This window comes from Streptomyces sp. NPDC104581, from assembly GCF_055583685.1.
This window is the reverse complement of sequence record NZ_JBVJNN010000024.1, coordinates 1-26,487: the sequence shown is the minus strand read 5'-3', so window position 1 is coordinate 26,487 and position 26,487 is coordinate 1. Positions and strand designations below refer to the sequence as shown.

Annotated in this window: 16 protein-coding genes, 1 tRNA gene and 1 rRNA gene; 3 read left to right on the top strand and 15 right to left on the bottom strand. The window is 71.4% G+C overall.

The features are described 5' to 3' along the window. Positions 1-86: 86 nt before the first annotated feature. From ACZ61E_RS20560 to ACZ61E_RS20550, 3 genes are all read right to left on the bottom strand, one after another. Positions 87-398 (bottom strand): AzlD domain-containing protein, encoded by a 312-nt coding sequence (locus tag ACZ61E_RS20560; protein WP_469701273.1) that lies wholly within the window; start codon positions 396-398, stop codon positions 87-89. After that, positions 395-1,102 (bottom strand): AzlC family ABC transporter permease, encoded by a 708-nt coding sequence (locus ACZ61E_RS20555; RefSeq protein WP_469701328.1) that lies wholly within the window; start codon positions 1,100-1,102, stop codon positions 395-397. The genes ACZ61E_RS20560 and ACZ61E_RS20555 overlap by 4 nt, the downstream gene beginning before the upstream one ends. A gap of 387 nt (positions 1,103-1,489) precedes the next feature. Next, on the bottom strand, positions 1,490-2,344 hold the full coding sequence (locus ACZ61E_RS20550) for an AraC family transcriptional regulator (RefSeq protein ID WP_469701272.1): 855 nt from the start codon (positions 2,342-2,344) through the stop codon (positions 1,490-1,492). Positions 2,345-2,447: 103 nt separating this feature from the next. Between ACZ61E_RS20550 and ACZ61E_RS20545 the strand changes: the two genes are divergently transcribed. Next, the gene (locus tag ACZ61E_RS20545; protein ID WP_469701271.1) at positions 2,448-7,139 is read left to right on the top strand and encodes an ATP-dependent helicase; all 4,692 of its coding nucleotides are present in this window, start codon (positions 2,448-2,450) and stop codon (positions 7,137-7,139) included. Between the two features lie 103 nt (positions 7,140-7,242). Beyond that, positions 7,243-7,995 carry a DNA-formamidopyrimidine glycosylase family protein gene (locus ACZ61E_RS20540; protein WP_469701270.1) on the top strand — a complete coding sequence of 251 codons (753 nt, stop codon included), beginning with the start codon at positions 7,243-7,245 and terminating at the stop codon, positions 7,993-7,995. Here the strand turns inward: ACZ61E_RS20540 and ACZ61E_RS20535 are convergent. From ACZ61E_RS20535 to ACZ61E_RS20490, 10 genes are all read right to left on the bottom strand, one after another. Further along, a complete protein-coding gene (locus ACZ61E_RS20535; protein ID WP_469701269.1) occupies positions 7,956-8,270 on the bottom strand; it encodes a hypothetical protein in 315 nt (104 codons plus the stop codon). The two genes, ACZ61E_RS20540 and ACZ61E_RS20535, sit on opposite strands and share 40 nt — an antisense overlap. A 163-nt stretch (positions 8,271-8,433) precedes the next feature. Further along, positions 8,434-8,904: a Dps family protein gene (locus ACZ61E_RS20530; RefSeq protein WP_469701268.1), complete on the bottom strand. Its 471-nt coding sequence runs from the start codon at positions 8,902-8,904 to the stop codon at positions 8,434-8,436. A gap of 193 nt (positions 8,905-9,097) precedes the next feature. Continuing rightward, entirely contained in the window at positions 9,098-9,478 is a 381-nt protein-coding gene (locus ACZ61E_RS20525; RefSeq protein ID WP_389829175.1) for a helix-turn-helix domain-containing protein, read from the bottom strand. A 109-nt stretch (positions 9,479-9,587) separates the two neighbouring features. Next, positions 9,588-10,100 (bottom strand): CinA family protein, encoded by a 513-nt coding sequence (locus tag ACZ61E_RS20520; protein WP_469701327.1) that lies wholly within the window; start codon positions 10,098-10,100, stop codon positions 9,588-9,590. Between the two features lie 56 nt (positions 10,101-10,156). Then, positions 10,157-10,822, bottom strand: a complete 666-nt coding sequence (pgsA, locus tag ACZ61E_RS20515; protein ID WP_469701267.1) for a CDP-diacylglycerol--glycerol-3-phosphate 3-phosphatidyltransferase — start codon at positions 10,820-10,822, stop codon at positions 10,157-10,159. After that, positions 10,819-12,351, bottom strand: a complete 1,533-nt coding sequence (gene rimO, locus ACZ61E_RS20510; protein ID WP_469701266.1) for a 30S ribosomal protein S12 methylthiotransferase RimO — start codon at positions 12,349-12,351, stop codon at positions 10,819-10,821. The genes pgsA and rimO overlap by 4 nt, the downstream gene beginning before the upstream one ends. A 175-nt stretch (positions 12,352-12,526) precedes the next feature. Then, entirely contained in the window at positions 12,527-13,381 is an 855-nt protein-coding gene (locus tag ACZ61E_RS20505) for a helix-turn-helix domain-containing protein (protein ID WP_469701326.1), read from the bottom strand. A gap of 210 nt (positions 13,382-13,591) precedes the next feature. Continuing rightward, the gene (locus ACZ61E_RS20500; protein WP_469701265.1) at positions 13,592-16,495 is read right to left on the bottom strand and encodes a DNA translocase FtsK; all 2,904 of its coding nucleotides are present in this window, start codon (positions 16,493-16,495) and stop codon (positions 13,592-13,594) included. 207 nt (positions 16,496-16,702) lie between these two features. Beyond that, on the bottom strand, positions 16,703-17,368 hold the full coding sequence (locus ACZ61E_RS20495; protein ID WP_078074754.1) for a response regulator: 666 nt from the start codon (positions 17,366-17,368) through the stop codon (positions 16,703-16,705). A gap of 279 nt (positions 17,369-17,647) precedes the next feature. Further along, entirely contained in the window at positions 17,648-23,218 is a 5,571-nt protein-coding gene (locus tag ACZ61E_RS20490; RefSeq protein ID WP_469701264.1) for a HAMP domain-containing protein, read from the bottom strand. 280 nt (positions 23,219-23,498) lie between these two features. Between ACZ61E_RS20490 and ACZ61E_RS20485 the strand changes: the two genes are divergently transcribed. Next, positions 23,499-26,150 (top strand): SpoIIE family protein phosphatase, encoded by a 2,652-nt coding sequence (locus tag ACZ61E_RS20485; RefSeq protein WP_469701263.1) that lies wholly within the window; start codon positions 23,499-23,501, stop codon positions 26,148-26,150. A 53-nt stretch (positions 26,151-26,203) separates the two neighbouring features. On the opposite strand, the gene ACZ61E_RS20480 is transcribed toward ACZ61E_RS20485, so the two are convergent. Together ACZ61E_RS20480 and rrf are read right to left on the bottom strand one after the other, a co-directional pair. Continuing rightward, a tRNA-Thr gene (locus ACZ61E_RS20480) sits at positions 26,204-26,279 on the bottom strand. 126 nt (positions 26,280-26,405) lie between these two features. Continuing rightward, positions 26,406-26,487 (bottom strand): 5S ribosomal RNA (rrf, locus tag ACZ61E_RS20475); the annotation flags it as partial.

Sequence of the window (26,487 nt, the reverse complement as noted above, 5' to 3'; positions counted from 1 at the left end):
CGTGCGGGGCTGTTCGCGTCCCCCGGCGGGTGGACGGCCGCCGGGGGCGACGGGGCGGGGAGACGGGTACGACGCGCCGCCCGGGGTCAGCCGCCGAGGGCGCGCACCCCGGCGGTCACCGCGACGGCGGCGGCGATGACGACCAGGAACGGGGCGCGCAGCACCAGCGCGAGCGCCGCCGCGGCGAGCCCGGCCGCCCTGGCGTCGACGACCAGCGCGCCGCCGGCGCCGCTGAACGCCTGCTGCGCCGTGAGTGCGGCGAGCAGCGCGACGGGCAGCAGCGCCGCCAGTCGCTGCACGAGGGGGCGTTCCAGCGCCCCGGCCGGTACGAGCAGCCCGAGCAGTTTGACCAGGTAGCAGCCGACCGCGGTCAGTCCGATGGCGATCCAGACACTCATCGGCCCGTTCCCTTCGTGTCGGTGTTCCCGCGGCCCTCGAACCAGAGGACGGCCGGTGCGGCGAGCGCGGCGGCGAGGACCGGCACCCCGGCGGGCAGCACCGGCAGAAAGCCGAGCCCGAGGACGACGGCGCCCCCGGCGACCGCGCGCTCCGTCGTGGTCCGCAGCATGGGGGCGAGCAGCGCCAGGAAGACGGCGGGCCCCGCCGCGTCGAGGCCCCAGGCGTCGGTGTCGCCGATGGCCTCGGCTCCGAGCGCGCCGAGCAGCGTGGTGAGGTTCCACAGCACGTAGAGGGTGAGCCCGGTGACGGTGAAGCCGATGCGCACGGCGCGCCGTGTGGGCTGAGCGAGCGCGACGGCCGTCGTCTCGTCGATGACCCACTGGGCGGCGAGAGGGCGTACGGAGCGCGGCAGGGCCAGGAGTTGGGACAGGCGCAGGCCGTAGAAGGTGTTCCGTACGCCGAGGAAGAAGGCACCGGCCGCGGCGGTCAGAGGGTTGCCGCCCGCCGCCAGCGCGCCGACGAGTGCGAACTGCGAGGCGCCGGTGAAGACGAGCAGGCTGAGAGCGCAGCTCTGTAGGAGGGTGAGGCCCGCCCCGGCGGACGTCACGCCGAAGGCGAAGCCGGAGAGGCCGACGGCGACGCCGACGCCCAGGGCGTCGCGGATGACGGCCGAGTCCGGCTTCGCCTCCGGCTCACCGCTCACCCGGACTTCGGGCCCGGCTCCGGGCGCCGTACGGGCGGCCGCACCGCTCCCCGCGCCGGCCAGGTCCGCCGGCCCGGCGCCGTCCGGGACGCCCGGCTCCGCGCCGTGCCCGGAGCCCTTCCCTGATGCGAGGCCTGTTCCGGCGGCGGCCCCGGTCACCGCCCCGTCCGCCGTTCCGTGTGCCGCCGTCCCCGCCCCGGTCAGGGGCTCCGGTGCCGAGCGGCCGGATGTCCCCGCCGTGTCGGGTATGTCTGCGGATGCTGTCTGTTCTGCCACGTCGCTGACGCTACGGGGCGGGTTCGGGGGCCGTCTTGTACGTTCTTGCGCGGTCGGCCCGGCAGGATCACGGGCGCCGCCCGCTCTGATCACGGGCCCCGCCCGCTCGGTTCACGCGGTCCCGGTCACGCCCGTCCGGGCACCGTACGGCGCCCGCTCCCTGCGGTACGCGCCCGGCGGCACCCCCACGATCCGGCTGAAGTGCCGGTTGAGGTGCGGCTGGTCGGTGAATCCGACGAGGGCGGCCACCTCGGCGGGGGCCGTTCCCCCGTCGAGCAGGTGCCGGGCCCGGCGCACCCGCGCGTCGGTGAGCCAGGTGTGCGGCGGCATGTCGTAGGTGTCCCGGAAGGCGCGCAGCAGGGCGAAGGGGCTGGTGCCCAGTTCGGCGGCGAGCCGCTCCAGCGACGGCGGGTCGGCCATCCTCCCCTCCAGCACGGCACGCGCGCGTGCCGCCGTCCTGGCGCCGGCGCCCCGCACCGTACGGCGCGGCAGTGTGCCCCCGTTCAGATGCAGCAGGCGGGTGACGGCGACCCTCAGCAGTGTGTCGGCGGCGAGGGCGTTCCCCTCGTCGGCCGCGCGCAGCACCTGGTGGACGACGCGGACGGTGTACGGGTCCTCGACGACCGGGGCGGCGAAGCCGGGGGTGCCGCGGATGTGTGTCGTCTCGGCGGCGATCTCCGCGACGAGACCGGGCGAGGGGTAGACGGCTCCGTACCGCCAGCCCTCGGGGCCCTGCGCGTGACCGGTGTGCGGGGTGTCGGGGTTCACCAGGGCGACGCAGCCGGGTCCCGCGTACTGGTCGCTGCCGCCGTGGTGGAACACGTCCACGCCGTCGGTGACCGCGGCGATCACGAACGTCTCGTGGGTGTGCCTGACGAAGGTCTTGTCGATGTACCTCGCCCGCAGGAGGTCGACACCGGGCAGCTCCGGGTAGCGCCAGTGCCGTGCCTGCTCCCGAGCCGCCATGCCCCCAGTCTGCACCGGCCGCGCCGCTCCCCACCTCCGGGTTTCCGCCCGGACGTCCCTGCGGGTCCGGGCGATTGTCAGTGGGCGGGTGCACGATGGGGGAATGGCCGGCACCGCACTCGACTCGTTCTCCCCCGCGACCCGTGGCTGGTTCTCCGGGGCCTTCTCCGCGCCCACCGCCGCGCAGGAGGGTGCCTGGCGCGCCATCGGCGAGGGCTCGGACGTGCTGGTCGTCGCCCCGACCGGCTCCGGCAAGACCCTGGCCGCCTTCCTCGCCGCCCTGGACGGGCTCGCGTCCGTGCCACCGCCGGCCGAGGCCCGCAAGCGCTGCCGGGTGCTGTACGTGTCCCCGCTCAAGGCCCTCGCGGTGGACGTGGAGCGCAATCTGCGCAGCCCGCTCACGGGCATCCGGCAGGAGACCGTCCGGCTCGGGCTGCCCGAGCCGGAGATCCGGGTCGGCATCCGTTCCGGGGACACCCCCGCCGCCGAGCGCCGCTCGATGGCCACCAAGCCCCCGGACATCCTGATCACGACGCCGGAGTCGCTCTTCCTGATGCTGACCTCCTCGGCGCGCGACGCGCTGGCGGGTGTGGAGACGGTGATCCTGGACGAGGTCCACGCCGTCGCGGGGACGAAGCGCGGCGCCCATCTCGCGTTCTCCCTGGAACGGCTCGACGAGCTGCTGCCGCGCCCGGCGCGCCGTATCGGGCTGTCGGCCACGGTGCGTCCGGTGGACGAGGTCGCCCGCTATCTGTCCCCGCAGCGCAGAGTCGAGATCGTGCAGCCTCCTTCCGGGAAGGAGTTCGATCTGTCCGTGGTCGTCCCCGTGGCGGATCTGGGCGAGCTGGGCGGCTCCCCGGCGGCCGACAGCGGGGGCGGCGGCACGGACGGCGGGGACAGGCCGTCGATCTGGCCGCACGTGGAGGAGCGGATCGCCGATCTCGTCCAGGCGCACCGTTCCACGATCGTCTTCGCCAACTCCCGCCGTCTCGCCGAGCGGCTGTGCAACAGGCTCAACGAGATCGCGTACGAACGGGCCACGGGCGAGGCCATGCCGGAGGCCCACTCCCCGGCGGAGATCATGGCCGAGGCGGGCGCCGCCAAGGGAGCACCACCCCTGCTGGCCCGCGCGCACCACGGCTCGGTCTCCAAGGAGCAGCGCGCCCGGGTCGAGGAGGACCTCAAGGCGGGCCGTCTGCCGGCCGTCGTGGCGACGTCCAGCCTGGAGCTGGGCATCGACATGGGCGCGGTGGATCTCGTCGTCCAGGTCGAGTCGCCCCCGTCGGTGGCGTCCGGTCTCCAGCGCGTGGGCCGCGCGGGCCACCAGGTGGGGGCGGTCTCGACGGGCGTCGTCTTTCCCAAGTACCGGGGCGACCTGGTGCAGGCCGCCGTCGTCACCGAGCGGATGCGCACCGGCTCCATCGAGGCGCTGCGGGTCCCCGCCAACCCGCTGGACGTGCTGGCCCAGCAGCTCGTCGCGACGGTCGCGCTCGACACCTGGCAGGCGGACGACCTGCTCGCCCTGGCCCGCCGCGCCGCGCCCTTCGCCTCACTCCCCGAGTCGGCGTTCACCGGCGTCCTCGACATGCTCGCGGGCCGCTATCCGTCGGACGCGTTCGCGGAGCTGCGGCCCCGTGTGGTGTGGGACCGGGTGACGGGCACGGTCACGGGCCGGCCCGGTGCGCAACGCCTCGCCGTCACCTCGGGCGGCACCATCCCCGACCGCGGCCTCTTCGGGGTGTTCCTCGCGGGCTCCTCCGGCACCGCTTCCGGTGCCGGCAAGGGGCGCGGCGGCGGCCGGGTGGGCGAACTGGACGAGGAGATGGTGTACGAGTCGCGGGTCGGCGACGTCTTCACGCTGGGTACGACCTCGTGGCGGATCGAGGACATCACGCGCGACCAGGTGCTGGTCTCCCCCGCCCCCGGGGTGCCGGGCCGGCTGCCTTTCTGGAAGGGCGACCAGTTGGGCCGTCCGCTCGAACTGGGCCGTGCGGTGGGCGCGTTCCTGCGTGAGGTCGGCGCGCTGTCCCCGGAGGACGGCCGGCTGCGGCTGGTGGCCGCCGGCCTGGACGCCTGGGCGGCGGACAACGTCCTGGCGTATCTGGACGAGCAGCGCCGTGCCTGCGGCCACGTTCCGGACGACCGGACGATCCTCGTGGAGCGGTTCCGGGACGACCTCGGCGACTGGCGGGTCGTCATCCACTCCCCGTTCGGAGCCCAGGTGCACGCGCCGTGGGCGCTGGCCCTCGGCGCGCGGCTGTCCGAGCGGTACGGGATGGACGCCCAGGTCATGCACGCCGACGACGGCATCGTGCTCCGGCTGCCCGACGCCGATCTGCTGAGCCTGGATCTCCTCGACCAGGACCCGATGGCGCCCGATCCGGCGTACGACAGCGAGCAGGCGCCGGTCGGCGCCGGTGATGTCGCCTTCGAGGGGGGCGAGGTCGGCCGGATCGTCACCGATCAGGTGGGGGGCTCCGCGCTGTTCGCCGCCCGCTTCCGTGAGTGCGCGGCGCGCGCCCTGCTGTTGCCGCGCCGCAGTCCGGGGAAGCGCACCCCGCTCTGGCAGCAGCGTCAGCGGGCTTCCCAACTGCTCCAGGTGGCGAGCGAGTTCGGCTCGTTCCCCATCGTCCTGGAAGCCGTCAGGGAGTGTCTTCAGGACGTCTTCGACGTGCCCGGTCTCACCGAGCTGATGGGTGACATCGAATCCCGCCGGGTCCGGCTGGTCGAGGTCACCACCACTGAGCCGTCCCCGTTCGCCCGCTCGCTTCTCTTCGGGTACGTCGCGCAGTTTCTCTACGAGGGCGACTCCCCGCTCGCCGAGCGCCGTGCCGCCGCGCTCTCCCTGGACTCGCGGCTGCTGGCCGAGCTCCTCGGCCAGGCGGAGCTGCGCGAACTGCTCGACGCCGATGTCCTGGAGGAGCTGGAGCGTGAGCTCCAGTGGCTCACCGACGACCGGCGTATCAAGGACGCGGAGGGCGTCGCCGACCTGCTGCGGGTCCTCGGGCCGCTCACCGACGCCGAGTTGGCGGAGCGGGGCTCCGAGCCGGCGTGGCCCGCCGATCTCGCCGCGGCCCGCCGAGCCATCCGGGTCCGCATCGGCGGCGCCGAGTACTGGGCGGCGATCGAGGACGCGGGGCGGCTGCGCGACGCGCTCGGCACCGCCCTGCCTGTCGGCGTCCCCGAGGCGTTCACCGAGCCGGTCAAGGACCCCCTGGGCGATCTCCTGGCGCGCCATGCCCGGACGCACGGCCCGTTCACCTCCTCCGGGGCCGCCGAGCGCTTCGGGCTCGGCCCCGCCGTCACCGAGGGCGCGCTCCAACGCCTCGCCGCCGGGGGCCGCGTCGTCCAGGGCGAGTTCCATCCGTCGGGGATCGGCCAGGAGTGGTGCGACGCCTCGGTGCTGCGCCGACTGCGCCGCAGGTCACTGGCCGCACTGCGGCACGAACTGGAGCCGGTGCCGCCCGCCGCGCTCGCCACGTTCCTGCCGCAGTGGCAGCACTTGGGCGGTCACGGTCTGCGCGGCATCGACGGCCTCGCCCGCGCGATCGAGCAGTTGCAGGGTGCGTCCGTCCCGGCGTCCGCCCTGGAGAAGCTGGTGCTCCCCTCGCGGGTGACGGGCTACACCCCGACGCTGCTGGACGAGCTGACCACCACGGGCGAGGTCCTGTGGGCCGGGGCCGGGGCGCTCCCCGGCAAGGACGGCTGGATCTCCCTCTGTCCGGCGGACTCCGCACCACTGCTGCTCCCGCCGCCGCACCCTCTTGAGACGACGGCGCTGCACGAGTCGGTCCTCACCGCCCTGTCCGGCGGCTACGGCCTGTTCTTCCGTCAGATCAGCGAACAGGTGCGGGCCACCACCCACCCCGATGTCACCGATCCCCAACTGGCTGACGCGGTCTGGGACCTGGCCTGGTCGGGGCGGCTGACCAACGACACCCTGGCGCCGCTGCGCGCGCTGCTCGGCTCCGGGCGCACGGCGGGCGCGACGGCCCACCGTGCCAGACGGGCCGTCCCGCGCGGGCGTTACGGCACCCTCACCGCCGCGGCCCGGCCCGCCTCCCGCACGGGACCGCCGACCGTCAGCGGACGCTGGTCGCTGCTCCCGGCCCCGGACCCCGACCCCACACGCCGCGCCCACGCCCTGGCCCGTACGCTCCTGGACCGCCACGGAGTGGTGACCCGGGGCGCCGTCGCCGCCGAGGGCGTCGAGGGTGGCTTCTCGGCCGTGTACCGGGTGCTGTCGGCCTTCGAGGACAGCGGTCAGGCACGCCGCGGCTATGTCGTCGAGGGCCTGGGCGCGGCCCAGTTCGCGATGGACGGGGCGGTCGACCGGCTCCGCGCGGCCTCCACGGCCCGGGACCGCGCCGCGTCCGACCCCTCGCCGCGCGCGGTGGTGCTGGCCGCCGCCGACCCGGCCAACGCGTACGGGGCGGCGCTGCCCTGGCCGGATCCGCCCTCGGGCGCCGGCCACAAACCGGGCCGCAAGGCGGGCTCCCTGGTGGTCCTCGTCGACGGCGCCCTGACGCTGTACATGGAGCGGGGCGGCAAGACCCTCCTCGCCTGGCCGGGCGGTCCCGGCGCCCCGTCCGACCCGGAGCGCGCGGACGCCGACGACGACGCGGCGCTGCGTTCGGCCGCCGAGGCCCTGGCGGCGGCCGCCCGGGCCGGCGCGCTCGGTACGGTCACCGTGGAGCGGGTGAACGGGGAACCGGCGCTGACGTCCCCCGTGGGCCGCGTCCTGGAGTCGGCGGGCTTCCACGCCACCCCGAGGGGCCTGCGGCTTCGGGCCTGAGCCGGCCCCGCCCTCGCGGCGACGGGGCCGGTCGCCGTACATCCGCGCACGCCACACCCCGTACGCCGCTCGTCACGGCGCCCGTCTCGCGCATGATGGACTCATGCCCGAAGGTGACACCGTCCTGCAGACCGCCCGGCGCCTGCACACCGCCCTCGCCGGGCGGCTGCTGACCCGGTCCGACCTCCGCGTCCCCCGGTTCGCGACCTCCGACCTCACCGGCCGGACGGTCCTCGACGTCACTCCGCGCGGCAAGCACCTCCTGACCCGGATCGAGGGCGGCCTCACCCTCCACTCACATCTGCGGATGGACGGGGCCTGGCGGGTGTACGGCGCCGACGAGCGCTGGCGCGGCGGCCCCGGCCATCAGATCCGCGCGATCCTCGGCAACGCCCGGCGCACGGCCGTCGGCTACCGGCTCCCCGTGCTGGAACTCCTGCGGACGTCGGACGAGGAGCGCGTGGTGGGCCATCTGGGCCCGGACCTCCTCGGCCCCGACTGGGATCCGGAGACCGCCCTGCGCAATCTGCTCGCCGACCCCGCCCGCACCGTCGGGGAAGCGCTGCTGGACCAGCGCAATCTCGCGGGCATCGGCAACGTCTTCCGGTGCGAGACGTGTTTCCTCGCCCGCACCACCTCCTGGCTGCCCATCGGGGATTTGCCGTCGCCCGAGCGGCTGGTGACGGCCGCGAAGAAGCTCCTGGAGGCCAACCGGGAGCGCTCGCGCCGTCACCTGTACGTGTACGGCCGCGGCGGCCTTCCCTGTCGCCGCTGCGGCACCCCCGTCAGCAAGACGGAGGACGACGACCGCCCCGTCTACTGGTGCCCGCGGTGCCAGCTGGGCCCGGTCCCCTGAGAGCCGTCCGGGGCGTCCCCGCCCCCGGGCGTGCCCGGCCACTCCGCCACCACCCCGTCCCCCTCGGAATCTGCCGCCACGACGGTGCCCTTCCCCGGCCGCGCCGACGGTCGGGCCGCCGCGTGCACCGGCAGCAGGCTCAGCCCCCAGCCGCCCGCCGCCACCGCCCCCTCGACGACCCCGGCGTGCTCCGGCGCGAGTGCGAGCCGCAGTACGGCCCACCACCAGAGCCCGCCGAACGCGAGAGCCGGTATCAGGATCCGTCGCCGTGCCATGGCCGCCTCCTCAGACCGACGCTAGACCGGCCCGCGTATCCGGCGAAAGGGCGCGCAGGAGGCGTGCACGGCGCATATCGGACCGGCGCCGGGGCGCACCCCGACGTACACCGCCCGCGGCACCCGCCGCGCCCGCATCCGGACCCGCACCCGGCTCACGCGCTCAGGGACTCTCCGCCTGGAACATCCAGTGGTGCTTCTCGAGATCGGCCGTGAGCCCGATCAGGATGTCCTGGGTGACGGGGTCGGGCTGGTCGGTCACCCTGATCCGCTCCCGCATCCGGACGATCACCGCGCCGAGGGCGTCCACCAGGGTCCGTACGGCGTCCGTGTCCTGGATCCAGCCCTCGGGGACGGTGCCGATCGCGCTCTGGGCCGCCACCGTCGCCGCGCGGCCGTCCGGGGTCACACCGATCGCCGCGGCGCGTTCGGCCACGGTGTCCGAGTGGCTCCGGGCCGTGGAGACGACCTCGTCGAGCTGGAGGTGTACGGACCGGAAGCGCGGTCCCACGATGTTCCAGTGCACCTGCTTGGCCACCAGCGAGAGATCGAGCAGATCGACGAGCGCGCCCTGGAGCGCCTCGCCGACCAGCTTCAGATCCGAGTCGGGCAGTGAGCTCTTGACGACAGACATGGGGCGTCCTTCCAGTTCTGTTCGCACGTATGCCCACCTTCGCACAAGACCCCAAAAGGCTCATATCGGGAGATCGGTACGCCCAGACGGGGAAACGGGGCGCCGGGCGGGCCGTCACCGGGGACGGGCACAGCAGAAGCCCCGGCCGGCCACTGGGGCCGTCCGGGGCTCAGCCTCGGTCACACCGTTCGTATCAGGCGGCGACGACGTTCACCGCTTCTGTCGGCGCCTTGATGGTCACCCGCTCCGTCGGTACTGCCACCGACGTCACGGAGACGGAATTGAGCATCGGGCGTACCGCCGCGGGCACCGGCTCGCTCGCCGCTGCGGACGCGGCCAGTTCGGCCAGCGACAGTTCGTCGCTCACTTCGCGCATGAGCTCGGACATCCGTACGTCAAGCGCGTCGCAAATGGCGGAGAGCAGTTCGGAAGACGCCTCCTTCTGCCCCCGCTCCACCTCGGAGAGATAGCCGAGCGAGACTCGGGCGGACGAGGAGACTTCGCGCAGAGTACGGCCCTGGCGCTGGCGCTGCCGACGCAGCACGTCACCAAGCAGGCGACGGAGCAGGATCATCGGTGGCTCCCTCCTCGGACCGCGTAGCCGCATCCTTCTCGCCCCACCGTACCGCCTCCCGCTGCGGCCGTGCGGGGAGCGATGTCGTGTTCACTCAGGGCTGCAAACATCAAGTCCCCCCGTTCCGTTCCGTATCCTGTGTCCGCCCGTTCCCGGTCAGTTCGCCGGAAAGCAGTTCCAGCACGCTCCGTACACTCTCTCTACGGATTTCCGCCCGGTCACCGTTCAACCGCAGTGCGACCACTTTCTCGGCGCCGTGCGGACCGCTCACGGCCACATAGACGGTGCCCACCGGCTGTCCGTCCTGCGGGTCCGGACCGGCGACGCCCGTGGTCGAGACGCCCCAGTCGGCGGCCAGCACACCCCGTACGCCGACGGCCATCCGCCGTGCGACCTCGGGATCCACCGCGCCACGCTCGGCCAGAAGTGTTCCGTCGACGCCGAGCACATCGCGCTTGACGTCCGTCGCGTACGCCGTGAGCGACCCGCGGAACGAGCGCGAGGCCCCGGGGACGGAGGTCAGCTCCGCCGCCACCAGACCGCCGGTGAGCGACTCCGCCACGGCGAGCGTGCTCTCCCGGAGCGCGAGCGCGTCGAGCACCCGGGCGGCCACGTCCCTCAGGGGAACGTCTCCGGCGGCCGCATGCTTCCCGGCGGACGCCGCCGGTGTCCGCGACGTCACGTGGTCCGCTCCGCGCCGTCCCGCTCGGCCGCCAGCCCCCGCCGTCGCAGCACGATCGCCTGGCGGACGTAGTCGAGTCCGGTCAGCACGGTCAGCAGCACCGCGACGCCCATCACCCAGAACCGCAGCGTCGCGAGCGGGCCGGTCAGCGCCAGTACGTACATGCCGACCGCCGTGCCCTGCGCCAGCGTCTTCATCTTGCCGCCGCGACTGGCCGGAATGACCCCGTGCCGGATCACCCAGAACCGCATCAGCGTGATCCCGAGCTCACGGAAGAGAATGACCCCGGTCACCCACCACGGAAGGTCTCCGAGTGCGGAGAGGCTGATCAGCCCCGCCGCCATGATCGCCTTGTCGGCGATCGGGTCGGCGATCTTCCCGAAGTCGGTGACCAGGTTGTACGTACGGGCCAGGTGCCCGTCGAAGACATCGGTGATCATGGCCACGGCGAACGCGGCCCAGGCCCAGGCGCGCCAGGCCGGGTCGTACCCGCCGTCCTGGAGCAGCAGCATCACGAAGGCCGGTACGAGCACCAGCCGCATCATGGTGAGGATGTTGGCGATGTTCCAGACGCTGGCCTGATTGACGGCCGCAGCCCCCAGCTTGCCGCCGGGCGCCGGCCTACCCTGGCCGCCCTCGGCCGATGCCGGGACTCCGGTCATCTGGCTGCCTCCTCACCCGGGCTCCGCGGCTCGTCCCCGGTGAGACCGCGGTACTCCGCCACCAGGTCCACGCCGTCGGTGCCGACCACCTTCGCCTCGACCATACGACCGGGAACGAGACCCTCGCGCGATGTGAAGATCACCTGGCCGTCGGTCTCGGGCGCCTGGTGGGCGGCCCTGCCCACGGCGCCCTCCTCGGGGTCGTCCGGGGACCCGAGCGACTCCACGAGGACCGTCAGGGTCTCCCCCAGGCGCTCCTCGGCGCGCTGCGACGTCAGCTCGTCCGCGAGCCGCGAGAGGTGATCCAGCCGCTCGGCCACGACGTCCTCGTCCAGCTTGTGGTCGTACGTCGCCGCCTCGGTGCCGTCCTCGTCCGAGTAGCCGAACACACCGACGGCGTCGAGCCGCGCACCGGTGAGGAAGCGTTCCAGCTCGGCGAAGTCGGCCTCCGTCTCGCCGGGGAAGCCCACGATGAAGTTGGAGCGCACACCGGCCTGCGGGGCCTTGCCTCGGATGGTCTCCAGCAGGCCCAGGAAGCGGTCGGTGTCACCGAAGCGCCGCATCGCGCGCAGCACGGCGGGCGCGGAGTGCTGGAAGGACAGGTCGAAGTACGGGGCGACGCCCGGCGTCGACGTCAGGACGTCGATGAGCCCGGGGCGCATCTCGGCGGGCTGGAGGTAGCTGACCCGTACCCGCTCGATGCCGTCGACCGCGGCGAGTTCGGGCAGGAGCGTCTCCAGAAGGCGGATGTCGCCGAGGTCCTTGCCGTAGGAGGTGTTGTTCTCGGAGACGAGCATGACCTCCTTCACGCCCTGCTCGGCGAGCCAGCGGGTCTCGCCCAGCACGTCGGAGGGGCGGCGCGAGATGAAGGAGCCTCTGAAGGAGGGGATGGCGCAGAAGGAGCAGCGCCGGTCGCAGCCGGAGGCCAGCTTCACGGAGGCGACGGGGCTGCTGTCGAGCCGTCGGCGCAGCGGGGCGCGCGGGCCGGAGGCCGGCGCGATTCCCTGCGGCAGATCGGCGGGTGCCGGGACGACCGTCTCCGTGGGAGGAGTGGTCGCGGCGCCGTGGCCGGGCAGGGCCACACCGGTGGCGCCCTGCCGGTCGGCGGGGCTGAGCGGGAGCAGCTTGCGCCGGTCGCGAGGCGTGTGCGAGGCGTGGACGCCGCCGCTGAGGATGGTCTGGAGGCGGTCGGAGATGTCGGCGTAGTCGTCGAATCCGAGTACGCCGTCCGCCTCGGGGAGCGAGTCCGCGAGCTCCTTGCCGTACCGCTCCGCCATGCAGCCGACGGCGACGACGGCCTGGGTTCTGCCGTGATCCTTCAGATCGTTGGCTTCCAGCAGGGCGTCGACGGAGTCCTTCTTGGCGGCTTCGACGAAGCCGCAGGTGTTGACGACGGCGACGTCCGCGTCGGCGGCTTCCTCGACGAGCTCCCAGCCGTCCGCTGCCAAGCGGCCTGCAAGCTCCTCCGAGTCCACCTCGTTACGGGCGCAGCCAAGCGTGACAAGGGCGACGGTGCGGCGTTCGGGCATGGGCTCAAGACTACTTTGTCCGGGCCGTCCTCCTGCCGCGCAGGGTTGGCCGGACGGCCCCGGGGGCGGTGGAGCGCGTCCGGGAGGCCTCCCCACGCACCTCGCCGGTGAGCGACCGCGCACCGCCCCGGGCTCGAACCGTGCCCGCCGGCGCCTTTCGGCGCCGGCCGCGGCGTCAGCCCGCCTCGGGGTCGCCCTTCGTGTACGACGGGCGCTCGACCTGGCCCGGCTTGAAGTCCTCGTCGACCTGCTTGCCGTTGACGAAGATGTCGATCACTCCGGCGTTGCCGAGGATGAAGTCGATCTGCTCGTCGTCCTGGAAGGTCTTGGACTCGCCCTTGAGGAGCAGTCCGTCGAAGATGAGTTCACCGTTGGGTGACTTGGCGGAGATCCAGCTCTTGTCCTCGACGGCGGACAGCTTGACCGTCACCTTGTCGGCCGGGGCCGCGGCGATGGCGCTGTCCGAGGGGTCGGGCTTCGGGTCGGCGGGCTTCTTGGTGCTCGGCTCGGAGGTCGTCTTCTCGGGCGCCGGACCTTCGGCGATGCGCTTGCCCTGGCCCTCGTCGTCGGTGCCGTCGAACATGGTGAAGCCGACGAAGCCGATCACCGCGACGATCGCGGCGACCATGGCGGCCGTCCAGTTGGGGCGGCGCCGCTCGGGGCGGATGCGCTCGGCCTCGAACAGCGGGGCGGCGGGTGTCGGCGACGGGCGCCCGCCGTGCTCGGCGTCGTACTGCGTGACAAGAGGTTCGGGGTCGGTCCCGACGGAGCGCGCGATCGTGCGGATGTGCCCGCGCGCGTACACGTCGCCGCCGCAGCGCGAGAAGTCGTCGTCCTCGATGGCCTGCACGATGGGAACGCGCACCCGGGTGGAGGCACTGACCTGTTCGACGGTGAGACCTGCGGCGGTGCGTGCTGTCTTGAGGACGTGACCGACCGACGGCTTGTGCTCGTCGGTCGCGGGCCGCTCGTCCTCAGCGGGGTCGACGGCGGAAGGCTGGTCGTCTTCGGGGGAGTTGCCGATGGACACGGGGGTGCCTTTCGAGCGTGTAGCCACCTGCTGGATGTTCAGTCTAGGGGTGGTACGAAAGGGTGGGGCAACCGGGCGGATGCACTTTGTACGCCATCTGAATGGCCGGACGGCGTGTCGACGGGACACCGGGGTGTCTCCCTCTCCACGTTGACGTCCGACCCGGGAAAAGGGTTGCTTCGGATATCTCTCGGATCGCCTCGGGTACCGTCAATTCCCGTCAGCTCCTTCGGGAGCGGGCTCGCCGCGGATCACCGCGAGCACTCCGTCCAGCTCGTCTGCCTTGACCAGCACATCACGCGCCTTGGAACCCTCACTGGGACCGACGATGTTCCGCGATTCCATCAGGTCCATGAGTCTGCCCGCTTTGGCGAAGCCCACGCGCAACTTCCGCTGAAGCATCGATGTCGACCCGAACTGCGTGGAGACGACCAACTCGGCGGCCTGGCAGAGCAGATCGAGGTCGTCGCCGATGTCCTCGTCGATGTCCTTCTTCTTGGCCGTGCCGACGACGACGTCCTCCCGGAAGACGGGGGCCATCTGATCCTTGCAGTGCTGGACGACCGCCGCGACTTCTTCCTCCGTGACGAAGGCGCCCTGCATACGGGTCGGCTTGCTGGCCCCCATCGGCAGGAACAGGCCGTCGCCCTTGCCGATCAGCTTCTCGGCGCCGGGCTGGTCGAGGATGACCCGGCTGTCGGCGAGCGAGGACGTCGCGAAGGCGAGCCGGGAGGGCACGTTCGCCTTGATCAGACCGGTGACGACGTCGACCGAGGGGCGCTGGGTGGCGAGCACCAGGTGGATTCCGGCGGCGCGGGCCAACTGGGTGATGCGGACGATCGCGTCCTCGACGTCGCGCGGCGCGACCATCATCAGGTCGGCCAGCTCGTCGACGATCACCAGGAGATACGGATAGGGCGTCAGCTCGCGCTCGCTGCCCTCGGGGGCCTTGACCTTGCCCTTGCGCACCGCCTGGTTGAAGTCGTCGATGTGCCGGTAGCCGTACGCCGCGAGGTCGTCGTAGCGCAGGTCCATCTCGCGTACGACCCACTGGAGCGCCTCGGCGGCCCGCTTGGGGTTGGTGATGATGGGCGTGATCAGGTGGGGGATGCCCTCGTACGCGGTGAGTTCGACCCGCTTGGGGTCGACCAGGACCATACGGACGTCCTCCGGGGTCGCCCTGACCATCACCGAGGTGATCAGACAGTTGATGCAGGAGGACTTGCCGGAGCCGGTGGCGCCGGCGACCAGCAGGTGCGGCATCTTGGCGAGGTTGGCCATCTCGTAGCCGCCCTCGACGTTCTTGCCGAGCGCGACCAGCATCGGGTGGTCGTCCTCGGCGGCGTCGGCGAGCCGCAGGACGTCGCCGAGGTTGACCATCTCCCGGTCGGAGTTCGGGATCTCGATGCCGACGGCGGACTTGCCGGGGATGGGGCTGATGATCCGGACGTCGGGGCTGGCGACGGCGTAGGCGATGTTCTTGGTGAGCGCGGTGATGCGCTCGACCTTCACGGCGGGGCCGAGCTGCACCTCGTAGCGGGTCACGGTCGGTCCCCGGGTGAAGCCGGTGACGGTCGCGTCGACCTTGAACTCCATGAAGACGTTGGTCAGCGAGTCGACGACCGCGTCGTTGGCGGCGCTGCGCGTCTTGCCGGGGCCGCCGCGCTCCAGCAGGTCCAGTGAGGGCAGGGAGTAGGTGATGTCGCCGGCGAGCTGGAGCTGCTCGGCGCGGGGCGGCAGGGGCCGGTCCTGTGTGGGCGGCGGCTTGGTCAGGTCGGCCACGGCGCCGGAGGGCGCGAGCGCGGCGGCGCCGTCGCGCGCCGTGGGTACGGAGTGCTCCCGCGAGCCGGAGCGCGAGCCCGAATCGGGGTCCGTGTCCGCTCCCGCGCCGCCCGGCCGGCCGCCGGACGCCCCGCGGGTACGCTCCCCCGGCCGCGCCTTGACGGCGTCGCGGGTGCGGTCGCCGGAGACGCCCTGGGAGAGGTCGGCCACGATCGGCGAGGGCGGCATCCCGTTGAGCACGGCGCCGTCCAGGGCGGCGGCGGCCGCGGCGGCGACGTCGACGGCGTCCAGCGGCCTGTCGTGGGCGGGCTGGACCGGCTGCCTGCGGGGCCGCCGGCGGCGGGCCAGCGCCTCGCTCTCCGCGTGGTCGGGGTCGTAGTCGGCGGGCGCCTCGCTCCGCCGCGCCGTCGAACGGCGCCCTCGCGCGGGCAGGGCCTCGCGCCACTGCTCGTCGTAGCGCTCGTCGTCGTTGTCGTACTCCCCGCCCCGTTCCCCGTCGACGAGGTCGGACGGAGCCGGGCTGAGGATGCCGAGGCGGACACCGAGCTGCCGCAGCCGCTCCGGGATGGCGTTGACGGGTGTCGCGGTGACGACGAGCAGTCCGAAGACGGTGAGCAGGACCAGCATCGGTACGGCGAGGACCTCGCCCATGGCGAAGATCAGCGGGGTCGACGCGGACCAGCCGATGAGTCCGCCCGCGTCCTGCATCGCCTCGGTCCCCTCGTCCCGGCCCGGGGAGCCGCAGGCGATGTGCACGAGCCCGAGGACGCCGACGACCAGCGCGGAGAGACCGATGACGATGCGTCCGTTGGCCTCCGGCCGCTGCGGATAGAGGATGAGGCGGACGGCGACGACGCCCAGCAGTATCGGGACGAGCAGATCGAGCCGGCCGAAGGCGCCGGTGATCAGCATCTTGACGAGATCACCGACGGGACCGCGCAGGCTCGACCACGTACCGGCCGCGACAATCAGGCCGAGGGCGAGCAGCAGGAGGGCGATGCCGTCCTTGCGGTGCGCGGGGTCGAGCCCCTTCGCGCCCCGTCCTATGCCGCGGAACATCGCCCCGACTCCGTGGGCGAGTCCGAGCCACAGGGCCCGTACGAGGCGGTAGACGCCGTTCGTCGGGGACGGTGCCGGTTTGGCCGGCGGTTTGGCGGCGGACCTCTTCGCCGGCGCCTTCTTGGGAGGTGGCTTCCTCGCGGGAGCCGTCTTCTTCGCCGCGGCCTTGGCGGCGGGGGCCGCTTTCTTCGCGGCACCGCCCGCACGGCCGGCACGCGGTTTCCCGGTGCCCGCCGTGCCCTGGGAACCTTTGCCGGACGTACGTGAGGCCATGGGGGTGAGGTTACCGGTGTGAACGGCGGCGGACACGTGTGCCCACTGCTTCACCCGTTCGTGTCGTGCGTCGTGGGCCGGAAACTGACGCCCCATCAGCCGGTCCCGCGGGGCGGTGGGGAGAGCGCGGCACCGGCCCGGTGCCGTATCGCGGGGGCGCCGGAAACCGGGCCGCCCACCGGCCGTTGACGGCCGCGACGAACCCGGTCAGTTCGGTGTGGGGAGCGGGGAGCCGCCGCCGCTGCCCGGCTCCAGGGCGTCCAGCGCCCGGCGCAGTCCGGTCAGTTTGCGCTCCAGATGCGCGGCCGTGGCGACGGCCGCCGCGTCCGCGGAATCGTCGTCCAGCTGCTTGGAGAGCGCTTCGGCCTGCTCCTCGACCGCGGCCAGCCGGGCGGACAGCTCGGCCAGCAGACCGGTCGGCTCCTTCACCTCGCCCGCCCCGGCCAGCTGGAGTCGCAGCAGCTCCGCCTGCTCCTTCAACTGGCAGTTCTTCATGTACAGCTCGACGAAGACCGAGACCTTCGCACGCAGCACCCACGGGTCGAACGGCTTGGAGATGTAGTCCACCGCACCGGCCGCGTAGCCCCGGAAGGTGTGGTGCGGGCCGTGGTTGATGGCCGTGAGGAAGATGATCGGGATGTCCCGCGTCCGCTCGCGCCTCTTGATGTGCGCGGCGGTCTCGAAACCGTCCATCCCCGGCATCTGGACGTCGAGCAGAATGACCGCGAAGTCGTCCGTCAGCAGCGCCTTGAGCGCTTCCTCCCCTGACGATGCCCGCACCAGCGTCTGATCGAGCGCGGAGAGGATGGCCTCCAGCGCCAGCAGATTCTCCGGCCGGTCATCGACCAGGAGGATCTTGGCCTTCTGCACCATGGCCCGCCCTCCTCGCCCCGGCTGTGCACCGGGCGCCGCCCCAGAGGACGACTCCCTTACGCCGTCCGTCCTTGTGCCGGTCATGGTAGCCGCACCCCGCCTGTCGCCACACCCTGTCACCGCGATGTCACTGTGCACGTAGCAAAAACGTCACAGGAGCCCGAAAGGTTCCCCGAATACCTGTGGTCCACACGTGATGAACCACAGGAACTCACCTTCCCACACAGGTTCGCACAACCGCCGCTCACTTCCGAAGTAGCTCGCGGCGCCGCCTTCGTGTCACTTCTGCTCCATCCACTGCTCCATCACCGACAGAAGATGATCAGGATCGACCGGCTTTGTCACATAGTCAGACGCACCGGAATCGATCGCCTTCTCCCGGTCCCCCTTCATCGCCTTCGCGGTGAGGGCGATGATCGGCAACCCGGCGAACTGCGGCATCCTGCGGATCGCCGTCGTCGTCGCGTACCCGTCCATCTCGGGCATCATGATGTCCATCAGGACCAGCGTCACGTCGTCGTGCTGCTCCAACACCTCGATGCCCTCACGGCCGTTCTCGGCGTACAGCACCGACAGACCGTACTGTTCGAGGACGCTGGTCAGCGCGAAGACATTACGGATGTCGTCGTCGACGATCAGCACCTTCTCACCGCCGAACGAGAACGTACGCCGCTCCTCCGGAGCGTCCTGCCCCTCGGCTCCCCACGCCTCCTGGGCACCCGAACCGGCCGTAGGCCGCGCGCCGTTGGCCGCGCCCGCCGAACCGCTCCCGCCGTCCGGTGTGCCGGCGGACGGGCCGTCCGAGCCGCCGGGCCGCCCCGGCGGCGAGTTCAACTGCTCCGGACCGCCGAGAGCCTTACGACGGCGGCGGAACAGCGCTGCGGGCCCCGTACGGGCCTCGGAGGGTGCCGCGGGCCTGTCCTGCCGCGCCTGCTCCGGCGACAAGCCCCCGAAGTCACCGCCACCGCGCTGCGGCTCGATGCCCGGAGTCAGCTGCGGGTAGCCCTGCGGGGGCAGTTCGCTGGCGTGCAGCGGCAGATACAGCGTGAACGTCGAGCCGCGCCCCGGCTCACTCGCCGCGTGGATCTCACCGCCGAGCAGCCGGGCGATCTCCCGGCTGATGGACAGGCCCAGACCCGTGCCTCCGTACTTACGGCTCGTCGTCCCGTCCGCCTGCTTGAACGCCTCGAAGATCACCCGCATCTTGCTCGCCGCGATCCCGATACCGGTGTCGGTGACCGAGAAGGCGATCAGATCGGCGTCCGCGTCACGCAGCGAACCGGCCTCCAACAGCTGTTCCCTGATGGCGTTGGGCACATCGGCCCCCGCGGGCCGGATCACCAGCTCCACGGCGCCCGTGTCGGTGAACTTCACCGCGTTGGACAGCAGGTTGCGCAGGACCTGGAGCAGCCGCTGCTCGTCGGTGTGCAGCGTCGCCGGCAGCTCCGGGGAGACCCGTACGGAGAAGTCGAGCCCCTTCTCCGCAGTCAGCGGCCGGAACGTCGCCTCGACGTAGTCGACGAGCTGCACCAGCGCGATCCGTGTCGGGCTGACGTCCATCTTGCCCGCCTCGACCTTCGACAGGTCGAGGATGTCGTTGATCAGCTGGAGCAGGTCCGAGCCCGCGCCGTGGATCGTCTCGGCGAACTCCACCTGCTTCGGGGACAGGTTCATCTCCGCGTTGTCCGCGAGCAGCTTCGCCAGGATGAGCAGCGAGTTCAGCGGCGTACGCAGCTCGTGCGACATGTTCGCCAGGAACTCGGACTTGTAGCGCATCGACACGGCGAGCTGTTCGGCCCGCTCCTCCAGCACCTGCCGCGCCTCTTCGATCTCGGTGTTCTTCACCTCGATGTCGCGGTTCTGACGGGCCAGCAGCTCCGCCTTCTCCTCCAGCTCCGCGTTGGAGGACTGGAGCGCCTTCTGCCGGTTCTCCAGCTCCGCCGACCGCTCCCGCAGCTGCTCCGTCAACTCCTGCGACTGCTTGAGCAGCACCTCGGTCTTGGTGTTGACGCTGATCGTGTTGACGCTCGTCGCGATCATTTCCGCGATCTGGTTGAGGAAGTCGCGCTGGATCTGGGTGAAGGGCTGGAACGACGCCAGCTCGATCACTCCGAGGACCTTGCCCTCGAACAGCACCGGCAGCACGATCACGTACGCGGGTGACGCCTCGCCGAGTCCCGAGGAGATCTTGAGATACCCCGGCGGGACGTTGACCTGGATCGTGCGCTTCTCCTCGGCTGCCGTGCCGATGAGGGTCTCACCGGGCCGGAAGGCGGTCGGCATCGATCCCGCCGAGTACCCGTAACTGCCGCGCATACAGAGCTCGTACGAGCCCTCGCGCCCGCCCGTCCCCAGTTCGGAGGCGGTGCCTGCGCCGGTGCCCGTCGGCATGGCGAGGAAGAACGCGCCGTGCTGTGCCGAGACCACCGGGGTCAGCTCGCTCATGATCAGCGAGGCCACGTCGTCGAGATCGCGGCGGCCCTGCATCAGTCCGGAGATACGGGCCAGGTTGCCCTTGAGCCAGTCCTGCTCCTCGTTGGCGAGGGTGGTGTCGCGCAGGTTGGCGATCATGGTGTTGATGTTGTCCTGGAGGACCTGGATCTCGCCCGCCGCGTCGACGTCGATCTTCAGGTTCAGATCGCCGCGGGTCACCGCGGTGGCGACGGCGGCGATCGCCCGCACCTGACGGGTCAGGTTGCCGGCCATCTCGTTCACGGACTCGGTGAGGTCGCGCCAGGTGCCGTCGACGTCCCTGACCCGGGCCTGGCCGCCCAACTGCCCGTCCGTGCCCACCTCACGGGCCACCCGGGTGACCTGCTCGGCGAACGACGAGAGCTGATCGACCATCGTGTTGATGGTGTTCTTCAGCTCCTGGATCTCGCCCCGGGCATCGATGTCGATCTTCTTGGTGAGGTCGCCCTTCGCGATGGCTGTGGTGACCGTGGCGATCTGGCGCACCTGGCCCGTCAGATTGGACGCCATCGAGTTCACCGACTCGGTGAGGTCCTTCCACGTCCCGGAGACGCCCGGGACGCGTGCCTGGCCGCCCAGCTCGCCCTCGGTGCCCACCTCCCGGGCGACTCGCGTCACCTCGTCGGCGAACGACGACAGCGTCGTCACCATGATGTTGACGGTGTCGGCCAGCTCGGCGACCTCGCCGCGCGCCTCGACCGTGACTTTCTTCGTGAGGTCGCCGTTGGCCACCGCCGAGGAGACCCTGGAGATGTTCCGCACCTGACTGGTCAGGTTGTTGGCCATCGTGTTGACGTTGTCGCTCAGGTCCTTCCAGATGCCGGTGACGCCGCGCACCCGCGCCTGGCCGCCGAGGATGCCCTCGGTGCCCACCTCGCGGGCCACCCGGGTCACCTCGTCCGCGAAGTTCGACAGCTGGTCCACCATCGTGTTGACGGTGGTGACGAGGTCGAGGATCTCGCCCTTGGCGTCGACCGTGATCTTCTTGGAGAGGTCGCCCTTGGCTACCGCCGTCGTGACCTCGGCGATGTTGCGGACCTGCGAAGTCAGGTTGTTCGCCATGAAGTTGACGGACTGGGTGAGGTCCTTCCAGGTGCCCGAGACCCCCTGGACCTCGGCCTGGCCGCCGAGCATGCCCTCCGTACCGACCTCACGGGCGACCCGGGTGACCTGCTCGGCGAAGTTCGACAGCTGGTCCACCATCGTGTTGAGGGTGTTCTTCAGCTCCAGGATCTCGCCCCGGGCGTCCACGTCGATCTTCTGCGACAGGTCACCGCGCGCGACCGCCGTGGCGACCTGCGCGATGTTGCGGACCTGGGAGGTCAGGTTCCCCGCCATGCCGTTCACGGAGTCGGTCAGATCGCGCCAGACACCCGCGACGCCCGGCACCTGCGCCTGACCGCCCAGCCTGCCGTCGGTGCCCACCTCACGGGCCACGCGCGTGACCTGCTCGGCGAAGGCCGAGAGCTGGTCCACCATCGTGTTGATCGTGTTCTTCAGCTCCAGGATCTCGCCCCGGGCGTCCACGTCGATCTTCTGCGACAGGTCGCCACGCGCCACGGCCGTGGTCACCTGGGCGATCTGCCGCACCTGGTCGGTCAGGTTGCCGGCCATGAAGTTGACGGAGTCGGTCAGTTCCTTCCAGGTACCGGAGACGCCGTCCACCCGCGCCTGGCCACCCAGCCGGCCCTCCGTACCCACGTCACGCGCCATCCGCGTCACCTGGTCTGCGAACGAGGACAGCTGCGCCACCATGGTGTTGACGGTGTTCTTCAGCTCCAGCATCTCGCCCGCGACGTCGACGGTGACCTTCTGGGAAAGATCGCCGTTCGCCACCGCCGTGGTCACCTGTGCGATGTCCCGCACCTGACCGGTGAGGTTACGGAACGCGGTGTTGACCGAGTCGGTGAGGTCCTTCCACGTACCCGCCGCGCCGGGCACCTCGGCCTGACCGCCGAGCTGGCCCTCCACGCCGACCTCACGGGCGACCCGTGTCACCTCGGAGCCGAACGAATTGAGCTGACGCACCATCGTGTTGACGGTGTTCTTCAGCTCCAGCATCTCGCCGGCCACGTCGACGGTGACCTTCTGGGAAAGGTCACCGTTCGCCACGGCCGTCGTCACCTGTGCGATGTCGCGCACCTGCGTGGTCAGATTCCGGAAGACGGTGTTGACGGAGTCCGTCAGGTCCTTCCACGTACCCGCCGCGCCCGGCACCTGCGCCTGGCCGCCCAGTACGCCGGAGCCGCCGACCTCGCTGGCCACACGCGTGACCTCGTCGGCGAACGTACGCAGCGTCTCGGTCATCTGGTTGATCGTCTCGGCGAGCTGCGCGACCTCGCCGCGCGCGCTGACCGTGACCTTCTGTGAGAGGTCGCCGTTCGCGACGGCCGTAGTGACCTCGGCGATGCCGCGCACCTGACTCGTCAGGTTGCCGGCCATGGTGTTCACCGAGTCGGTGAGGTCCTTCCACACACCGGCCACGCCGGGGACGGTGGCCTGGCCGCCCAGTTCGCCCTCGGTGCCCACCTCCCGGGCCACGCGCGTGACCTCGGAGGAGAACGACGACAGCTGGTCCACCATGGTGTTCACGGTGTTCTTCAGCTGAAGCATCTCGCCGGCCACGTGCACGGTGACCTTGCGGGACAGATCACCCTTGGCGACGGCCGTCGTAACGAGAGCAATGTCACGTACCTGAGCGGTGAGCCGGTACGCCATCGTGTTGACGGAATCCGTGAGATCCTTCCACGAACCCGACATTCCGCGCACTTTGGCCTGACCGCCGAGCTTGCCCTCGGTACCGACCTCCAGCGCCACGCGCGTCACCTCGTCGGTGAACGCGGACAGCTGGTCGACCAGGCTGTTGACGGTACGCGCCACCTTCAGGAACTCGCCCCGCAGCGGGCGCTCCGTCCCCGCCGCACCCTCGGTGAAGTGCGAACGCAGCTCCATCCGCTGCTCCAGGTCGCCCTCGGCGACCGCCGACAGCACCCGCCCGACCTCGGACACGGGGCGCGCCAGATCGTCCACCAGCGCGTTCGACGCGTCGATCGCGGTGGCCCAGGACCCCTCGCAGGCGCCCGTCTCCAGCCGCTCGGTGAGCTTTCCCTCCCGCCCGACCATGCGCCGTACGCGGGCCAGCTCCCCCGTGAGGTGCAGGTTGCGGTCCGCGACCTCGTTGAAGACGGCGGCGATCTCCGCCATCACGTCGTCACCGGAGACGGTCAGGCGTTTACGGAAGTTACCGTCCCGCATCGCCACCAGGGCCGTCAGCAGTCTGTTCAGAGCCGCCGCATCGACCTCGGTGGCCCCGTTGCTCCGGGACCGTCCGCCCTTCGCGCGCGTCCTGTTGCCACGCGCCGCCACGCCAGACTCCACCGTGTCCCTCCCGCGGGGGTTGACCGTACTGCTCAGAGTGTTGTTCGGGCTGTCTCTGATTCCTGCCCAGTGTTTCACCACGGCCGAACCTGGCGATAACAGTTCGGCAGCTTCGCATAGCGTCCCCACCCCCGGTAGGCGGAAACAGTGGCAACCGGCATCCGCCCTCGCAGCGAAGGTAAGTAACCTGGCATCCGGCTGTCCAACCGTCCCCGTCCGCCCGGCGGGGGCGGTGCGGCGAACGTACTACCACCGGGCACCGGGAGGGCGGGGCCGAATCATGGCGGAGCCGGGCGTCGAGACGCGTACGAGGAGTTCTGTGATCACCGCGCGGGCGGCTGCCAGCTTCGACCCTGTGGGGCGGTCCGTCGCGACCGCCCGCGCCTTTGTCCGGGACACGCTCCAGGGGTGGGGGTACTCGGATGTCGTCGACGACGCCGTCGTTCTCACCAGCGAACTCGTCACCAATGCAGTCATCCACGCCGGCACCTCGGCGGACGTGCTCTGTCTCCGTACTGCGGACGGCGTCCGGGTCGAGGTCTCCGACCGCTACCCCGAACGCGAGATCCCCATGCAGGGCACGGGACTGTCGCTCGGCAGCCCCGACCGCGAGAACGGCCGGGGACTGCTCCTCTGCTCGGCCCTCGCGTCCCGCTGGGGCGTCGACTACACACCGACGCACAAACAGGTCTGGTTCCAGCTCGATCTGCCCGACCGCCCCGTGGGCGCCCGGTCCGCGGGCCCCGTCGTCCCGAACGCGCTGCTCCCGGTCACCGACGAACGGGTGCGGGTCGCCGTCGTCCAGATCGACAGAACCGGCGTCGTGTCAACCTGGAACGAGGACGCGGAACACCTCTTCGGTTACCCGGCCGACCAGGTCGTCGGCAAACCCCTCACCGACTTCGCCGCCTGGCCGCACACACCGGGCATCGGAACCGGCATCGTGGAGGCGCTGCTTCTCTCCCGCTGGGAGGGCAGTTACGGCATCCGGGGCAACGACGGCCGGGTCATCCCCGTCTACGCCTCCCACCTGCGGGTGCGCGACACCCACGGCGAGCCGTCCACCGTCTGCCTCCTCGTACGCGACGACGAACGCGCCGTCCTCCAGACCCCGCAGCGCGCCCCCGCGACCGAGGCGGGCGCCGAGAGCCGCACCGTGGACCCCTTCGAGGTCTTCATCGGCTCACCGGCGCCGGAAGACCTGGACGGCCTCCTCCAGCGCACCGTCGAACGCGCCCGCGACATGCTCGAAGGCGACTCGGCCTTCCTCCTGCTCGCCACCGACGACGAGACGGAGCTGGAGGTACGGGCCACCACCGGCCTGCCCTCGGCGCGGCAGCGCTTCGCCCGCGTTCCGGTGGAGGCCGGCACGGGGCGGTACGGCTCCGCACGGATGCCCGCCGTCCACGAGGACCTGGCCATCGTTCCCGGCGCCGTACCGCTCCTCAACGGCACCGGCATGCGCTCCGTCGTCACCGTCCCCCTCAAGGTCGAGGGCCGCCTCACGGGCTCGCTCGGCGTGGCCGCCGAATCGGCCGGCCGGTACTCCAACGAGGAGGCGCTGCGCCTCCAGTTCGCCGCCGACCGCATCGCGCTGGCCGTCGAATCGGCCCGCCTCGGCGAACTGGAACGTCTGCGGCGCGGCTCGCTCTCCTTCCTCGTCGAGGCGTCGGACCTGCTGGCGGGCACCCTCGACCGCGACCAGACGCTCGCGCTGATGGCCCAGATGACGGTGCCCACCCTCGCGACCTGGTGCGCCGTCTACACCATCGCCGACCAGACGTCGGACCCTTACCTCTCCTACGTGCTGCACGAGGACGAGGAGCGCATCGACGGCCTCAAGGCCCTGCTCTCCAAGATCGAACCACCGGACCCGGTCCCGACGCCGGGCGCCCGTGTCTGGACCGGCCCGGCCGACGCCGCGCACCAAGCCGCGCTCCGTACCTCCATGAGGGAGCTGGGAGGGGCCTCCACGCCTGTCTCCTCCGGAATCGGCACAACACTGGCGACAGCGGCGGCGGTTGGCGGAGAGACCGTCGTACTGCCACTCGTCGCACGGAACCGTGTGATCGGCATGCTCACCCTCGGCAAACCGTCCGACGACCACTTCCGCCAGGAAATCCTGGAACTGGCCGAGGACCTGTCGCGCCGGGCGGCACTCGCACTCGACAACGCCCGCCTCTACTCGGAGCGCATGGCCATCAGCCAGTCCCTCCAACGCAGCCTGCTGCCGCCTGAGTTGCCCCAGGTGCCCAACGTCGAGGTGGAGGTCATCTACCGCGCGGCGGGCGAGGGCAACGAGGTGGGCGGCGACTTCTACGACGTCTTCCCGATCCGTGACGGCGCGTACGGCTTCGCCATCGGCGACGTCTGCGGTACGGGTCCGGAGGCCGCGGCGGTCACCGGCCTCGCCCGGCACGCGCTCCGGCTGCTCGCCCGCGAGGGATTCAGCGGCCCGGCGGTCCTGGAGCGCCTGAACGCGGCGATCCTCGACGAGGGCGCCCGCAGCCGCTTCCTGACCCTGCTGTACGGGGAGCTGTGGCCCCAGGAGGACGGCAGTGCGGTCCTCAAGGTCGTGTGCGCGGGCCATCCGCTGCCGCTCCGTCTGCGCCAGGACGGCAGCGTGGAGGCTGCCGCGGACCCGCAGCCGCTGCTCGGGGTCATGGACGACCTGGAGTTGTACGAGCAGATGGTCACCCTCGAACCGGGCGACGTGCTCCTCTGCGTCACCGACGGAGTCACCGAACGCCGCGAGGGCACCAGGATGCTGGGCGACGACGGCCTCGTCGACGTACTGACGGGCTGTACGGGCCTCACGGCCGGCGCGGTCGCCTCACGCGTGCTGCGCGCGGTGGAGAGGTTCGCGGCGGAGCCGGCGTCGGACGACATGGCGATCCTGGCGATGCGCGTACCGGAGCCGCAGACGAACTGACGGGTCGTAACGAAGAAGGGCCCCGCCATCAGGCGGGGCCCTTCTTCTTGTGCTGGAGCCCCAATACGGAATCGAACCGTAGACCTTCTCCTTACCATGGAGACGCTCTACCGACTGAGCTATTGGGGCGCGGCAACGAGAGAAATCATACCCGAAGCGTGGGCGTGCTGGGAACCGCCGACGCCTGGAAAGGGTGCTGTCCTTGAACGCAGGAATGCCCCGCACCAACAGGTGCGGGGCATTTCCCCAAAGATTGTTCGGCGGCGTCCTACTCTCCCACAGGGTCCCCCCTGCAGTACCATCGGCGCTGAAAGGCTTAGCTTCCGGGTTCGGAATG